This window comes from Treponema putidum, from assembly GCF_000755145.1.
GTDB lineage: Bacteria > Spirochaetota > Spirochaetia > Treponematales > Treponemataceae > Treponema_B > Treponema_B putidum.
In genome coordinates this window covers 625525-640032 of sequence record NZ_CP009228.1, presented here as the reverse complement: position 1 = coordinate 640032, position 14508 = coordinate 625525, and the positions used below count along the sequence as shown (strand labels likewise).

Annotated in this window: 19 protein-coding genes and 1 pseudogene; 8 read left to right on the top strand and 12 right to left on the bottom strand. The window is 34.3% G+C overall.

What is annotated here, in order from left to right; translation table 11 throughout:
- Positions 1-3: 3 nt before the first annotated feature.
- From JO40_RS02865 to JO40_RS02810, 12 genes are all read right to left on the bottom strand, one after another.
- Complete coding sequence (locus tag JO40_RS02865; protein WP_044977815.1) at positions 4-1068, bottom strand: hypothetical protein; 1065 nt, start codon at positions 1066-1068, stop codon at positions 4-6.
- Entirely contained in the window at positions 1031-1351 is a 321-nt protein-coding gene (locus tag JO40_RS02860) for a TfoX/Sxy family protein (protein WP_044977814.1), read from the bottom strand. The genes JO40_RS02865 and JO40_RS02860 overlap by 38 nt, the downstream gene beginning before the upstream one ends.
- Before the next feature lie 45 nt (positions 1352-1396).
- Positions 1397-2206 (bottom strand): alpha/beta fold hydrolase, encoded by an 810-nt coding sequence (locus JO40_RS02855; protein ID WP_044977813.1) that lies wholly within the window; start codon positions 2204-2206, stop codon positions 1397-1399.
- Between the two features lie 107 nt (positions 2207-2313).
- Positions 2314-2844, bottom strand: coding sequence for a hypothetical protein (locus tag JO40_RS02850; protein WP_044977812.1), 531 nt, complete (start codon positions 2842-2844; stop codon positions 2314-2316).
- A gap of 43 nt (positions 2845-2887) precedes the next feature.
- A complete protein-coding gene (locus tag JO40_RS02845; protein WP_044977811.1) occupies positions 2888-3952 on the bottom strand; it encodes an ankyrin repeat domain-containing protein in 1065 nt (354 codons plus the stop codon).
- A gap of 14 nt (positions 3953-3966) precedes the next feature.
- Positions 3967-4866 (bottom strand): DUF4261 domain-containing protein, encoded by a 900-nt coding sequence (locus tag JO40_RS02840; protein ID WP_044977810.1) that lies wholly within the window; start codon positions 4864-4866, stop codon positions 3967-3969.
- Between the two features lie 31 nt (positions 4867-4897).
- Positions 4898-5527, bottom strand: coding sequence for a hypothetical protein (locus JO40_RS02835; RefSeq protein WP_044977809.1), 630 nt, complete (start codon positions 5525-5527; stop codon positions 4898-4900).
- A gap of 14 nt (positions 5528-5541) precedes the next feature.
- Positions 5542-6081: a hypothetical protein gene (locus tag JO40_RS02830; RefSeq protein ID WP_044977808.1), complete on the bottom strand. Its 540-nt coding sequence runs from the start codon at positions 6079-6081 to the stop codon at positions 5542-5544.
- A 1-nt stretch (position 6082) separates the two neighbouring features.
- Positions 6083-6316, bottom strand: a complete 234-nt coding sequence (locus JO40_RS13405; RefSeq protein WP_044977807.1) for a hypothetical protein — start codon at positions 6314-6316, stop codon at positions 6083-6085.
- On the bottom strand, positions 6310-7776 hold the full coding sequence (locus JO40_RS02820; protein WP_044977806.1) for an AlbA family DNA-binding domain-containing protein: 1467 nt from the start codon (positions 7774-7776) through the stop codon (positions 6310-6312). The genes JO40_RS13405 and JO40_RS02820 overlap by 7 nt, the downstream gene beginning before the upstream one ends.
- Positions 7773-8381 (bottom strand): hypothetical protein, encoded by a 609-nt coding sequence (locus JO40_RS02815; protein WP_044977805.1) that lies wholly within the window; start codon positions 8379-8381, stop codon positions 7773-7775. The genes JO40_RS02820 and JO40_RS02815 overlap by 4 nt, the downstream gene beginning before the upstream one ends.
- Before the next feature lie 53 nt (positions 8382-8434).
- Entirely contained in the window at positions 8435-8962 is a 528-nt protein-coding gene (locus JO40_RS02810; protein ID WP_044977804.1) for a hypothetical protein, read from the bottom strand.
- A 180-nt stretch (positions 8963-9142) separates the two neighbouring features.
- On the opposite strand from JO40_RS02810, the gene JO40_RS02805 reads away from it, so the two are divergent.
- From JO40_RS02805 to JO40_RS02775, 8 genes and pseudogenes are all read left to right on the top strand, one after another.
- The gene (locus JO40_RS02805) at positions 9143-9775 is read left to right on the top strand and encodes a hypothetical protein (protein ID WP_044977803.1); all 633 of its coding nucleotides are present in this window, start codon (positions 9143-9145) and stop codon (positions 9773-9775) included.
- 10 nt (positions 9776-9785) lie between these two features.
- Positions 9786-10384: pseudogene (locus JO40_RS02800) on the top strand (hypothetical protein).
- Positions 10302-10547, top strand: coding sequence for an RHS repeat-associated core domain-containing protein (locus tag JO40_RS15300; RefSeq protein ID WP_420864564.1), 246 nt, complete (start codon positions 10302-10304; stop codon positions 10545-10547). The pseudogene JO40_RS02800 and the gene JO40_RS15300 overlap by 83 nt, the downstream one beginning before the upstream one ends.
- 21 nt (positions 10548-10568) lie before the next feature.
- Positions 10569-11171 carry a hypothetical protein gene (locus JO40_RS02795; protein ID WP_044977802.1) on the top strand — a complete coding sequence of 201 codons (603 nt, stop codon included), beginning with the start codon at positions 10569-10571 and terminating at the stop codon, positions 11169-11171.
- Between the two features lie 230 nt (positions 11172-11401).
- The gene (locus tag JO40_RS02790; protein ID WP_044977801.1) at positions 11402-11899 is read left to right on the top strand and encodes a YfbM family protein; all 498 of its coding nucleotides are present in this window, start codon (positions 11402-11404) and stop codon (positions 11897-11899) included.
- Between the two features lie 55 nt (positions 11900-11954).
- Positions 11955-12605 carry a DUF4304 domain-containing protein gene (locus JO40_RS02785; protein ID WP_044977800.1) on the top strand — a complete coding sequence of 217 codons (651 nt, stop codon included), beginning with the start codon at positions 11955-11957 and terminating at the stop codon, positions 12603-12605.
- A 48-nt stretch (positions 12606-12653) separates the two neighbouring features.
- Positions 12654-13334, top strand: coding sequence for a DUF6966 domain-containing protein (locus tag JO40_RS02780; RefSeq protein WP_044977799.1), 681 nt, complete (start codon positions 12654-12656; stop codon positions 13332-13334).
- Positions 13335-13416: 82 nt separating this feature from the next.
- Complete coding sequence (locus JO40_RS02775) at positions 13417-14424, top strand: hypothetical protein (protein WP_044977798.1); 1008 nt, start codon at positions 13417-13419, stop codon at positions 14422-14424.
- Positions 14425-14508: the final 84 nt, after the last annotated feature.

Sequence of the window (14508 nt, the reverse complement as noted above, 5' to 3'; positions counted from 1 at the left end):
CTCTCATTCATTCCAATCACGTGCTATTTCGGTTGAAATCTCAAAGCCGGTCATATCATTGCTTTCATTAAAATGAATATAAGCAAAGTATTCATTCCAAAAAAGATGATCACTTCCGGTTGACCATTTAATGCCGTAGTGCAGCTGAGTTATGTCTCTCGTATTTCTCGGCGGTACTAACCACAGTTTTTTATCGAATGTTTTTTGCAAGGTTTCTCGCTGCAATGGAACGAGCAGCTCAACATCATCAAGACAATAACGAATTGAATTTGCTCTTGCATCGGAAATGCAGTATTCATCAAGTTTAAAATGAATGATTTTACAGTCCTCCAATACAGTATCTTTTGTTTTGTGACCGTAAAGACCGATGCTCCCGATTATAACGCCGTCTTTTACAAGAAGATAATTAGCATAAGGTATAGCAGTATTATTTCTTCGGAATCCTTTTTCAACAAGAATACTCCGATCAACGGGATATTTTTTAAAAGCACCGCAAGAAAGCAGTTTTTCATAATCCCTGCCGGAAGGATTATCCTGCTTTACATAAACATCGAATCCATCCGCGGCTATATCGGCAACAGTTGTATGTGCCATAGTAATCTTTGTATTGTTAATCGTAAAAACCGGAGCTTTCACCGGAACGCTGATTATGATATATACCAAAAACATATAAAGTGAAAATATTGCGACAGCCATAAATATAAAAAGGCTTCTTCCGGTACGCTTCCGTGCATTAAAGAGAGCCATAACCGGAGGTAAGAGTATTGCTGTTGCCAAATTAGAAAATCCGGAGCCTCCCTTTTTTATCACCTGTAAAACAAACAATACCGCTCCAAGTATGACAGATGCATATACCAAAAATTCACTGAACCTCATTTTTGTAGTATTTGTCTGTTCGTTTACCGGTTCTTCCATTAGTGATTTTCCGCCCGATACGGTTCTTTTCATATAAATATACATTCCGAAGATAACCGCTAAAAAAATAAGTCCTGAAACGGAAAGCAGTAAAATAAAAATTAATCTTCCCAACCTATTGTTTCCTTTTAGGTTTTGGTGCAGGCCGTTCATCAAACATAGCTTTGAATAAACCTGTCAAAAACCCTTTGCTGTCTACATCATCAACTAAGAGCATTTCTTTTGCGCCGTCATACGGCAGCTCATAGCCGGCATTCGGCATATAGGCTATCGCAGATTTTACAGGTTTAACAAGTAATCTGTCATCATAAATACCGCCGACAATCTTACCTTTGTAGTATAAAATATATTCCCCCATCATCGCTCTATAGCTTATATCTTCTAATTCGGATAACTGATCCAAAATAAAATCCAAATATTCTTTACTTGATGCCATTTGTACCTCAATAAGTTTAATTTGCTTAACTTAAATTATTCTAGTCTATTGCAAGCCGTCAACAAAATTTTCTATAATTTGATTAACTTCTTCCGGCTTATCCGTATTTGAATTATGTCCGGCCCCTTCTATCCATATAAGAGGTAAGCCGGTCAATTTTGTCCACTTCTTATCGTGTCGTTTAGCAGAACCTGCCTTGTCCTTAGTTCCGCAAAGAAGAATTGCAGGGCAATCTATATCATATCTGCGTTTTGAATCTAAAGCATCTGCTAAAATCTTGAAGCCGTGCCCCGCTACTTTACAATACCAATCTTTATCGAAGGTCATCATCATTTCCTTCATAAGAGTTCGGCCATACTCACTTTCTGCACAACCATTGCTTCCGGCTTTTATTAACTTATCCCATTTGTACATACGATAAATCGGCTCTACATGCCGCAGCGTCCGGATATCAAACCATGTAACCGTTTTTCGTTTAAGACTGCATGAATCAATGGAAATAAAACCTCTTGTTTCTCCGGGATATAATTCCATAAACATCTGAGCTACATAACCTCCCATCGATTGTCCAATCAATATTGGTTTAATTATATTTTCCGTTTCCAAAATGCCGTGCAGATATCGCGCTTTATCTTCCATTGAGAATTTCAATTCAAATGGTTTCGAATTTCCATGTCCCGGAGCATCCCAGATTAATACATTGTATTTATCTTGAAAAAATTCAATTTGCTTATCAAATAGAATATGCGTTGCAGTTAATCCCGGTAAAAATACAAGTGTCTTTTTTCCGGTATCAAAAGAATTTTTCCAATAATGAATTACTCCGTAAGGGGTAGAAAATTGTTTTTCATTCATATAGCAACCCTGTAAAATATTATACCGCATTATTTAATTTTGTGCTAGTTTTTTAAGCTATATCTACATCATCACAATCTTTGCGCATAATTATTCTTATAGTCTTTCTATTCTCTCAGCTTGTTGATTTCTACTTTATACTCATCTTCAGATACGAATAAATTAAGAAAGTCAGAGAAACGCCCAAGCTCTTCAATCTCTCTAAAGAATACTTCGTGATCTGTAGTGTATACTTTGGGATTGCTAATATCTTTATCGCTTAGGCATATAAAGTAATAATTGGGATAAGAGTTGGATTCGCCAATAATTAAAAACTCTAAATCATTACAAGTAATTACTGAGCTTACATATTCTTTATGAATAAACCCGGAGTATTCATCATAGTCGGCTGTTCCTTTTGTGAAAGGAGTAAATTTTTTGGTTTTGTATTGTATCCTTGGATATGGGATTTCCGATTCAGGTAATATCCCTTCTGCCTTTATTCTATCGAGTAAATCATTTTCTAAGTAATCGCTAAAGTCCTGCATAAGATAACTCTTAGGTAAGCTAATGCTTTCCATATTTCGTAGCAAGTTCTCGCTTTCAAAGGCAGATTTGCCGCCCAGTTTAGTGATTCTATCAATTATTCTTTTGTCCATAGTCTCCTTATATTCTCCTTTTCAGATATATTTTTATCAATTATTATTCAAAAATCCGGTTCATATACTTTGTCATATCTTCTATAAAATCATCAAAGCCTGCCAAATCGATGAGCTCTCCATGTTCCATATCATAGCTTGCAATCTTTTTTGTTTTCGGGTTCCAGACAATATAAATATGACTGTAATCTCCGAGAGAGCGGGAAAGTCTTAATAATTTTTGTCTGCCGAATTTAAACGGAATAGTATCAATCAGTTTGAAGAAGTCAATATATCCAAAGTCGGAATCCGCTAAATCAAAGTGTAGGTTTTCACCGGTTAAAAATTCAATTATTTTCTTTGGCAATTTATACAGTTTTAATTCATCCAATTTATTTTGCATTTGATGAAACTCAGGAGGCTCTAATGATTTAAAATATTCTGCCATTTCCTCATCGCCTTTTTCCAAAGCTATGCTATATGGACGCATTCCGTCTTTTTCGGCAATCGTAAGGTCCGCTCCATGCTTCACTAAAAATTTACACATTTCCAAATCAACATATCTTGCAGCTACACACAACGGAGTCGATTGACTGGAATATACCATATCGGACTTATTGTAATTAATATCTGCTCCGTGTTCAATTAGAAATTCTAAAACTTTATAATTACGGTCAGAAACTGCGTGACGCAAGAGCTGTCCGCCGTATTTAGCTGCGGTATGCCCAAGTTCTTGTATAATCGAAAAATTGTCAAAGCGTTTACCATAGTATGCTTCTAAAAAAGCTTCCGAACCTACGTTGTTCGCTACATCTATCTTTGCACCATGGGAAACAAGAAACCTTATTACCTCTTCATTACAATATCTCACTGCGAGAAGAAAACTTGGATGCTCCTTTGCATTGAGGGTAGCTCCTTTTTCCGTCAACCATTTTATAGATTGAAACTTTTCCATTATCAATGCAAAATCCAAAGGAGAGAGAGCGGTGTATTTGCCGACTCTGATTTCTTTATTAAGTTCCCATCCCTTTGATAGATGTTCTTCTAATGCAGAAATGTTTTCATTTAGTACATCATTTAAAATTTGCGGTATAGATTCAAATCTTCCGATGTTTCCGATTGTTATCATACTTAAATCCTTGCTTATCTATTTCCCGAAGCGTATTCGCCCATATTAATGTCTATGACTTCTCTTATCGGCTGTATGAGAGAATCTTCGTATTGCACTTTCCATTTTATATCTGAATTCATATTGCCGTCCGTAAGGCCTGCTATTGTATTTCCGTCTTCTATCGGATTATCATTATCATAAATGTAGGATAAAACATTATATGCGTGGTTTACAACATCATTCGGATTCAAGCCGTGAAAATGATATTGAACATCAGGTAAAAATAAGGTGCTCATACCGAGTGAATCGACCAGCATATCGTTTGTTCCTTGAATATTAAAAAAACGGATGTTGACTGCATAATGGAGGAAGCGCATTTCTTGGGGCAAAGTACAGTTTAGAATATCTTCTCTCGTTAGCATTTTTTTAGATATTTCAAAAACTACTGCTTTGCAAGACGGATATATGTTTACTAATGCTTCAACATAATTTACCAGCATTTCCGCTCTTTCTTTATAATCTAAACCGGCAGCCAACATATCCGTTGCCATTACTTGATATTTACAAGTTTCCAGAATTTCACCGCCGTTCGGGCAATTCCATAATTGTGTTGCTGAAACATCATCCATAATCGGTTTTTCAATTTCAGAACAGTTCATAATAATGAGCTGCGGAGGTACATTTAGTTTTTCCTTTTCATAGTGCACGGAATATTTTTGGGGAGCAAAACCTGCCATATTACCGTCATAACAAAAGCAATCCGTTTCGCCTAAGTGTTCACGCATAATTTTATGTATATGCTCTTTTTCGGGCATTTCACATTTTTCTTCCATAAGTAAATGAACCATAAAAACCATACCCGGACGGTCGGCAGTTTGACTCATATCCTGTTTGAGAATCTTGTCATCTCCATTTGATTTTTTTTCTTTCATAGTATTACCTCTCTTTTAAACTGAAATTGATTCATATATTTTCCTCCCTCGGCACATTAAATTTATAAGTATCGTCTTCATTATCACATTTTGTCAAATTATTATTTACTGCATTTTCATTCTTTTTGAACACAAAGGCATAGCCGTAGTTTTTGCTTTCTCTTTCAGTTTTCTCGATTTTTTCCAAGCCTATAAGGTCGAATTCATATTTTCCTTTGGGTATATCAAAACCTAAACGGTAATTATACGGTTCCATAATTTCTTTCGGACCGGTTTTAATATATTCCGTGTGCTCTGTAATATTTTTTTTAATGTTTTCAAAATCATAGTCCAAATCATCGAAGCAGGAAAAACATATCTTATTTAAATCGCCCACTTCAAGATAAAATTTTTCAAACCTGCATACTTCTTTAAATCCTTTAGGTATGACAGCCTCTTCATTTATAGAGGCGAATATATGATACTCAAAAGAATTGATACGATAAAATGGGACAAGCTTGCCTTTTTCTACAAGCTCCAGAAAAAGATCGAAGTTCTTTTGCAGATAACTTAAAAGCTTCTTCGCCCTGCATTTTTTTGAAGCAAGATATCCCGTAAGCAAATCAATAGGAATAATAGCCATTCCGTAACCGTCTGTTGTTAATTCTCCGATATAGTGCATTATCATCTCCTCCGTTATTTCTTTTCTTCGATAAAATCAATTACATCCGACCAACCTTCATCTTTTGCATCATAAGCCCAGCGTTTATCCGTCAAGGATTCAAGGTCATCAATGCTTTTATGCAAAGCCTCGGACATTTCTTTTCTCTTATCTGCGGGAATCGAATTTAAATATGTATCGCTTATTTTGAATCTGACATTTTGAAGAAAATTGACCGTATCTACATAGGTACTCGAATCTTCAAAAACCGTACTTTCAGGGAAACATTTTATCGCGTTTTCAAAGGCCGTTTTCATATCAGATAATTTTAATTCTGCCAATGTGCCGGGAACATACCGGATAAGCTGCGGATAATTACAGATAAATTCCCACCAACCGTCACCCTTCCAATTTCCTATGATGTTAACGGCAATATGAAAAAGGAATAAATCATCATCGGTTTGATTTTTAATTTCTTCTATTTCTCCGATTTCCCATAGTTTATCCGACACTTCTGCAAAGAAGCTTTCATTAAAATTTTTTTGATTTTTAATCAATTCTTTCAGTGTAAGCATTTTATTTCTCCTGATGATATATAAGATGGCTCTTACTATGCTCGGTAAAATCTTTAGAAAAAACATCGAGCAGGATATAAGTCCGTATGCACTTTTCTGCATTATTTTTTTCTTTATCGGCATGATTGAAAGCACAGTGAACAACCGCTATTTTATCTTTTAGCGGATATATTCCGACTATACAATGACTTACAAAGGGGGTATTTTCCAATATTAACGGATATGCTTTTACCATAAGTTTGACTCTCCTTTTATCTCCCAATGTCCATTGCTGCCTCTTCCTACATATTTTAAATTATCTATTTCTTTTATATATCGTTCTATTGTTTTTTTACTTACACCGGCGGCATCGGCAATGGCTTGCCTTGTTATTTTTTTATCTTTTCTTATTTTTTCTTTTATAAATGCAATAATTTCTCCTTTATCGCGGGCGACACCCTGAGCGACATTGCGGGCGACACCCTGAGCGACATTGCGGGCGACACCCTGAGCGACATTTTCGCTGCCGACTTTTTGTGTTGCAATCTTTTTAAGTGGAATAATTGTTCTAAATATATTTCCTTCTTCAAAAATAGGTTTTTCTTCTGAATAAAGCTGAACATATTTATAGGTGTTACGCATTCCGGAACCAAGCTCGTCGGCAAGCCCTATTTCTCTGAATACTTTGGATATTGAGGGGTTCTTGGGAAAGGGTTCAAATTTTTGTATATCTAAAATTCCTATCCCATGTGCTAAATTGCTATTTTCAATTATAATTTTTTCCTCATCAATAATCATTTTAGCAGGAAATCCGCTCGAATAATCTCTATGGGCTAAAGTATTAGAAATTATTTCTCTTAATATCCTGTCTCTAGCTTTAACGCTAACAATTCCATCTAAGATAAATAAATCATTTAAATGCTTTTGTCCAAAACTCATTAACCTATTATAACTGTCAATCAAATTAGTAATAACAACATCTCTATCATCATATCTATCTTTATTTTCTACTCTAAATATTGCGTCTGTTTTGTGCTGAGAGAGAACTGACATAATGGAATTGTCTTTTCCAAATAGTAAAATTGCAGCTAGGGTAATGCCTTCTTTGTTAGTATCAGGATCAGTCAAAATTAGATTGGCACTTCTAAGAAGCTCTCCATCATTCATATATTTCCATGAATGATTTTGATCTCTTGCAATTGCCATTTTTCTGGCTTTTTCAATTACAAGGGTATCTAAAAAATCTATTCCAAGATTTGGATATACTCTGTTAACAAAATAAGAGTTTTGCTTTCTTGCATACATTTTATATACAAGCTCTGAATTATCTGTGATATTTATATCGCCCTCATAAGATCTATCCCAAATTTTCCCATTGTGTCTGCATACTTGGCAACCTTCGGGAATTCTAATATAAATAATAGTTTTCTTGCCTAGTTTAACCGGAACGGGTACTAAATACAAAGGCGGATAAACCTTTTGCGAGTTATTGATAGAAGTTGTAAATTCTTTTATTATTTTGTCAACTTTATCAGGATTAACACCGACTACTTTTCTTTTATCGGTGACTCCTAACAATATATGTCCGCCATTTCTATTATTAAATGAGCATACCGAATCATAAATATCTTTAGTTAAGGCGTCTTTTGATTCTTTAAACTCCACATCGAGTTTTTCACCATTTTGAATTAGTTTATTTACTTCTTCTAAATTCATTTTACCTCCTTTTTTAAATCATAGTTTAGTCCTTTTATACCTCTTTTATGGTGATACTTCGAAACATCAAATCCTATTTTCTTTAAATTGCTCATTTGTTTTTGTTGATGTTCTGCGGTGCCGGTGCCGGTTAGAACATCGCTGTAAATTTCACTTGCGGGCCAATCATCGTAATAATTATTGAGGAACTGAGGGATTTTTTCATACATAGGTTGAATGATTGAAATAAAGCCTTGTTTAAGGCATTGAATATAAGTTTTTTCATCAAGTATTTCAGTATGGCCGTATTTGTCAAATGAAGTTCGGCGGTTGAGGGCTTCTTCAATGTCCCAAGGTGTAAATACAACTAAATGCAGAGGACGGCTCCAGCGTTCAATATCCGTTTTATCGGGCGAAGGAAAAAGCTTTTTCCAAAAGCCTCGTTTTACTGCATAGCTGCCGGTAGAAATATACAGGCGGTACGGTGTATTTTCAAATGCTTCTTCTGATACTTCACTGGAAAGGGGGGCGAATACTCCGTATAAATCGCAATTTAAAAGGCGGGCATAATAGGATTTTTCGCCTGCATCTATTTCGTAAATTGCGCCAAGTTCGTATCGTGCCATTTAATACCTCCCATAAAAACTTTTTGTAAGGATTAGCAAATCTTGAAGAAGCCTTAACCTTCCCCGAATATTCGGGCAAAGAGTTTTTTCATTTCTCTTGCATATTTGACCGCACCCGGAATACGCAGCCTTTTATAATAATCTGCTAAAATTTCAGGATGATTTTTTAATATATCGAATTCCACCATATACATGGCTAAACATGACTTTGTATATTTGCCGACTGAAATAAGTTTTGATTTTTCATCTTCATCAAGTTCTTCTTCCGAAGCAAATTCGCCGTCAGGATATTCATCCGGCGTATCATTACTGTACTTCCAAAATTCTTTTGTCCAAAGAACAATATCGCTTTTATTTTCTTTGATTAGATGCAAATACCATTCAGCCAGTTCTTTTTCGGTAGATAATTTACAAGTAAAACCTTCCAATAAAAATTGACATTGTTTTAATCTATCATGTAATCGGGAAATTTCAATATCCTTGATTTTTTCTTCAATACTTACCGGGTCAGTAAGCCGAATCAGCTCCGAATAGATTTCGCTGTCTAAAAATTCTTTTAAAGTATTTGTTTCTTTTGCCATGTAAAAGCCCTTCACCAATTAAATATTGTTTATATTATATCATTTTTAATTAGGATTTTCTATATATTAAAGTAGTTGTTTTTATATTTTTAGTATATAGAAAAATACCGTAAAATCATGTATAATTTGATAAAGTAAAACCGAATATGACTTATGTTCGGATTAGGAGAGAGGAAATAAATGACCACTAAAAAATTTGCTCAATATATGGAAAAACAATGTAAAGGAATAAATAATTTTTCACTGGAAGCTATTTTTGAAGAGTATATTGTACTTGTGTCAGGGAAACGAATCGGCGTACTGTATCAGGAAAAATTTTATGTCCTTTATGCACCGACTTTTGAAAAAACGGAGAATATACTGCCTTGTTTTAAAACGGTAAATTTATTTAATTGGAAGTATTATCAATTCATTGAAGTTACAAATCTTGAAGATAAGGAGAACCTTGAAAAAATCATACATTATGTCTATCATGAATTATATTTTCTAAAAGAAGTTGTCGTTGATATAGGATTTATATTTCAAAGTTATAGAGGCTATCCCGAAACTATTTATAAACTATATGAAGAAAATCTTACATTTCTTAATTTTGCCTATGAAAAAAAGCTGATAAAGGAAAATCCTGTAGACAGAGAAGGCCGAATTATAAAACTCTTATATACGAATCTCGATTTAACCGAAACCGGACAGAAAATTTTATATGGCTTATATAATAAATGGCTGACTTATACAGATAAAAATGATGCCGATTCTTTAAAAAGAGCACGGAATATAAAACAATTGGAGAAATATTATCAAAAACTGGTGGGATAAAAGTAGATAGATGAACACGATAATGGATAACTCAAATTTTAATATTCAAGAATGGATAAATTTAAATTCTTATACCGACAGTAAAGGTTGGAAAGGATATTGCAGAAGAAATAAGCCTTTTACTATTTTTCGCGCAAATAAAATAGTCGGTTATTTTATGCATTTTTTTAGAAAACATACAAATAATATAATAATAGTTTCTAATATTTTTAAAGTAAAAGAATATAATCTAAATAACAGCAATATAAACAATTACATAAAATACATAGAAAAATATCTGATTGATTTTGGATATATAAAAACAATGAGTGCTTCTATTTACGATAATGCTAATTGCCTATCTTTAGGCTTCAAAAAATTTCTCACTACGGATTATGATGTTATAGCTATGTTCTCTTTATTAATGATGATGGATGAAGGAATTGACGGGCATTGTTTTTTGTTTTTGATGAATTAGGACTTATTGCTTATCCCCATGATGATACAGGTTTTGGATTTATACGTATCAAAAATACTAAAGTTCACTATGAGGATATGTTTCTTAAAAATGTATCTCAATTTTCAGATTTTACTAGTGTTGTTAAGGGCAATGCGAGGACTTTACTATAATCGATATAGGTGGTATAATTCAGAGACAGGTTGTTACATAAGTCAAGACCCGATTTCTATTTTAGGAGGATTAAATTTATATAGCTATGTCTTTGATGTAAATGGTTGGGTTGATATTTTGGATTGTCTGCTACATATTTACATCACACAATGGAATAGATAAATATAAACCGAAGTGTAAAAAATGAAAATATATAATATAACGAGCTATGCGGGAAAAGATAGTTTTGCCATTCTTCGACCAAGTAATAAACAAAACATTAAAGAAGTTGATGTTTTGGATGTTTGGTGGGACGATTGGTGTAGCGGTGGAGATAAAATTGGTGATTTTGTTTTTTGCTATGCGATAAATGTCTGTAAGAATTCGATTTTTAAATTGTTAAAAGAAAATTTCAAAGAGCTGAAAAGTGTGGAATTGAGATACAATAAAACAGATAAAGAGTTAAACGCAAAAAACATCAGACGTTTAAAATGGCTACCCAAGGAAACTATTCCCTTAACCGCTTTTTTTAGTCCGATAAGTTTCGACTGTCTTCCTCGAAGTACGATAATAAGGAGTGAACGGGGGATAGAAGAAATAATAGGAGTTGCAGATTTAAGAGGCGATGTCATTATTCCAAGAGAGCAAGGCAAAGGATTGTTTTTCAGTTCCAATGTAATCGGCGACTTTGACTTCTTTACCCTTACAAACTCTGGTTTTTTATTGTGTACAGAACGAGTAAAAGAGTTTTGTAAAAATCAAAATTATGAAAATGTGGTATTCTTAGAAATGGGTGAAATTATATAATTCACAAACGCTTCAATCGAGGCGTTTTTTTGCTTTCTGTTCTCCGCCTTTGGCGGAATATTGGCGGGTGGTAATCCTATTCTGTATGGGTATGTATTTGATAGTAATATAGAAATAGACCCATTCGGGTTGGAGTGTAGTCTCGATTGACATTATCTTAATAACGTAGTACAAAAGACAAGGGTATCCACAAGAATGATAATTTAGATAACAGCTAAGGAGAATTTGATATGGGAATGATTGCAAACTATCAACTCATAAGTGATAGGGACTTAAAAAAACTTATGACCGAAAAAGATATTGCGGATTTTACGGAAGAACTGCAAGAAGCCGAAGACTGTATTTTATTCGACATGGATAAAATGTGGGACGTTTTACATTTTGTACTTACCGGTGTTTCAGCAGGAAAGCCGATAGAGGGTAACCCGCTCAGTGAAGCAATTGTCGGAGTAAATTCTTTCGAAGAATGCGAAGATTTTATCGGATATACAAAAAAGGAAAACATACCATTAATCGTGAAAAAATTAAATGAAACCGATATTGATTCTCTTTTGGAAAACTTCAGTATGCAAAAATGTAAGGAAAATAAACTGTATCCGAATATCTGGGGTTATGAAGATGAAAAAGAAGAAATTATAGATGAACTTAAATGTGCATTTGCCGGACTTAAAGATTTTTATAACGAAGCAGCCCAAGCAGGTCAAAATGTTTTGGTTTCCATTTATTAAAATGTGAAGATTTTGAAATATTAGAATTTTGGAAATGAGTTTTTAGGAGGAAGTTATGAAACCAAGAGAACTTTGCGAAAAAGCATGGCAAGAAATAGCACGCAATTTCCCCGACTTTAAAGTGTTAGGTAAAGGAAAGACTTTACGAAAAATTGCAAATAACAAAGACATTATTTTTGAAATATATTTTCAAGCCAATAGACACAACTGTGAATCTACTGTTGAGTTTATTCCGCATATCAAAATTTATTCAAAGGCTATGAAAAAAGCAGGCATAACCAGTGAAGGAATTATTTACGGCGGAGAACTTAGTTCTTTAGCCGGAAGAAAAGCGGGCGCTTGGTGGCAGTTGGCCGGAGCAAGCTATAAAGATACCGTAACGCAAATTACGGGATTATTACATAAACACATTATGCCTTTATTTGCAGACTTTGAAGATACAAATAAAAATATCGAAAGAATTTTAAACGGCTCATTAAAAGGGTATGCTTTGCTCTACTATATCTACTATTTTGGCGGCAAAGAGCCGGCTGAAAGATATTTTAATAAAGTCATCAAAGAAGATAAGTTAAAGAAAAAATATATTTCGTTTTATAGCTCATTAAAAGAAATTCCAAAAGAAAATATCGATTTACATTTTGAGGACTTTTACGGTGCAAGTTTAATCAAATTTGCATATTTACATGGTTTAGAAATTATTCAATAATCTTTAGAAAAATGGGACAGGAGGAGGTAAACTATAGACGAGCGTATTGTGAAACAATTTCCGGATTTTCTAAGAGAAAATGATAGATACTATATTTATGCATTGCAAGCTTTAAAACAATTGTTTACCGAAACGTCCTGTACTTGGCAAAAATGGATTGAAACCGATATTGAAGAATACTTAAGCACAGGCAGCGTTGAGCATCATCTTGGGGCTTACGGAGGAATGGGCAGTATAAATGATATTTGGATTTGCAAGGTAAATAATCATACTATAAACGACGAGGCTGAATCATGGGCAAATGAGTTGATGGAATATCTTAAATGCTTTTCTTACGGAATTGCAAATATAATAAAAGAAGGAAAAAAAATCAATATTGAAAAAATATTCGCAGAAAGCCGGACACGGAAAATCTTAACCGGCATTCAGTGTGAGTCTTGCGGTTTTTCACAAATACACAAAAGAGAAACGGATTCGTATTTGGCTTCACTTCTTTTACCTAAAATGGTAAAAGAGGCTGTTTTAAAAAACAAAACGGAAGAATTGATTTCCGCTTGCCTCATACCGGATATTCCGAACTTAGTTGAAGAAAGAGAGCGGATTATAAAACTTGCAGAACAAAGCGGAATCGGTTTTTCGGCATCTAAAAATTCTTGCTGCAAAAAATGCGGCAGCGATACAAGAATTAGATATTGGAAATTAGACGGTAATATTTTTAAACCGTCTTAAGGTAATATGAGTGAAGTTGGGATTGCTGTTAAACAAATGGGCTCGGTATCAATAGCTAAACTATATGGAAAGGAAAACGGATATGAACGAAATTTATGCAATTAACGATTTATCGGAACTGGAAGATTTTTTACATTCTCAAAACGATATTGAAAAACTGCGTGAAAAACTTTTTGCGGAATTTTTAAAATATACGGATTATAAAAGCGTATCGGAGTGGAACAAGGCGGTGCGGCTTTGCGAATGTCTTGCCGTAATCGGCTGGGGAAATCATGAACCTGTGGAAGCATCAAGAGGTGTGTTTTTTAACGGTAATCCCCGCACCTTTTTTTGCAATAAATTCGGAGAGCTCCGTTTTGTCGAAGCAATATGGTCAAAAAGAAAAACGGGATTTACGATGGAGCAGGGCAGAACTTCCTATTATCCCGCTCCCGACTGCAAAGACAAAAAACAACCGGTGTGTTGGGATTATCCCGTAACCGAAAATATAGAAGACATAAAAATTGAAAGTCAACGCAATTGGATTCCTAAAAATCCTGTTTGGATTGTGCGTACAATATCCAACTGTTATGAAAATTCCAAACCGGTTATAGAAAGTATTGAGGAAAAACTTCAGGACGAATTGAATAAAAAGATGCGTCCTGAAAAATACGGCAAAGCCGTAAATTGTATTTTCTTAAAATGTGCTTTCAGCTATTATGATAATGCTCATTGTAAAACAAACTATATCATCGATGAATCGGGACGCAAATTATCAAGTCAAGAAGCTGCAAAAGAATTACAGAAACTATACACAAAAGAAGAAATTTCCGAAAACGGATATTACTTGCGACCTCGATTTCAATACGGGCCATTTAAAGCAGATACGGGCAAAATAGAGGTTGTTATACATCTTGAAAAAGAATTCAGCCTATTAACACATAGTCAGCAAAAAGAAAAACTGTCAGAGTATTTTTTAATTGCTCTTAAAACCGTTGCAGAAAAACAAAAAAAGAAAACACCGAATTATGATTTCAATTTAATGATTTCCGATTTTACCGAAATAATCAACAACCCCGACGCAGAGCATCGGGGTATGTTGTTCTCATAAGGTGGTTGCAGTCGGATTTAATACCCTTTGTTACGACGCATAGCGTCGGGGTATTAAACCCTCCGCACGAATTAAAAAGTGGAT

Coding starts and splice junctions, on each gene's coding strand:
- JO40_RS02855 (WP_044977813.1), bottom strand. CDS start 2,206: ATGAATGAAAAACAATTTTCTACCCCTTACGGAGTAATTCATTATTGG.
- JO40_RS02820 (WP_044977806.1), bottom strand. CDS start 7,776: ATGAATTTAGAAGAAGTAAATAAACTAATTCAAAATGGTGAAAAACTC.
- JO40_RS02815 (WP_044977805.1), bottom strand. CDS start 8,381: ATGGCACGATACGAACTTGGCGCAATTTACGAAATAGATGCAGGCGAA.
- JO40_RS15300 (WP_420864564.1), top strand. CDS start 10,302: ATGAGGATATGTTTCTTAAAAATGTATCTCAATTTTCAGATTTTACTA.
- JO40_RS02785 (WP_044977800.1), top strand. CDS start 11,955: ATGAAACCAAGAGAACTTTGCGAAAAAGCATGGCAAGAAATAGCACGC.
- JO40_RS02810 (WP_044977804.1), bottom strand. CDS start 8,962: ATGGCAAAAGAAACAAATACTTTAAAAGAATTTTTAGACAGCGAAATC.
- JO40_RS02865 (WP_044977815.1), bottom strand. CDS start 1,068: ATGAACGGCCTGCACCAAAACCTAAAAGGAAACAATAGGTTGGGAAGA.
- JO40_RS02805 (WP_044977803.1), top strand. CDS start 9,143: ATGACCACTAAAAAATTTGCTCAATATATGGAAAAACAATGTAAAGGA.
- JO40_RS02830 (WP_044977808.1), bottom strand. CDS start 6,081: ATGCTTACACTGAAAGAATTGATTAAAAATCAAAAAAATTTTAATGAA.
- JO40_RS02835 (WP_044977809.1), bottom strand. CDS start 5,527: ATGCACTATATCGGAGAATTAACAACAGACGGTTACGGAATGGCTATT.
- JO40_RS02790 (WP_044977801.1), top strand. CDS start 11,402: ATGGGAATGATTGCAAACTATCAACTCATAAGTGATAGGGACTTAAAA.
- JO40_RS02795 (WP_044977802.1), top strand. CDS start 10,569: ATGAAAATATATAATATAACGAGCTATGCGGGAAAAGATAGTTTTGCC.
- JO40_RS02840 (WP_044977810.1), bottom strand. CDS start 4,866: ATGAAAGAAAAAAAATCAAATGGAGATGACAAGATTCTCAAACAGGAT.
- JO40_RS02845 (WP_044977811.1), bottom strand. CDS start 3,952: ATGATAACAATCGGAAACATCGGAAGATTTGAATCTATACCGCAAATT.
- JO40_RS13405 (WP_044977807.1), bottom strand. CDS start 6,316: ATGGTAAAAGCATATCCGTTAATATTGGAAAATACCCCCTTTGTAAGT.
- JO40_RS02775 (WP_044977798.1), top strand. CDS start 13,417: ATGAACGAAATTTATGCAATTAACGATTTATCGGAACTGGAAGATTTT.
- JO40_RS02860 (WP_044977814.1), bottom strand. CDS start 1,351: ATGGCATCAAGTAAAGAATATTTGGATTTTATTTTGGATCAGTTATCC.
- JO40_RS02850 (WP_044977812.1), bottom strand. CDS start 2,844: ATGGACAAAAGAATAATTGATAGAATCACTAAACTGGGCGGCAAATCT.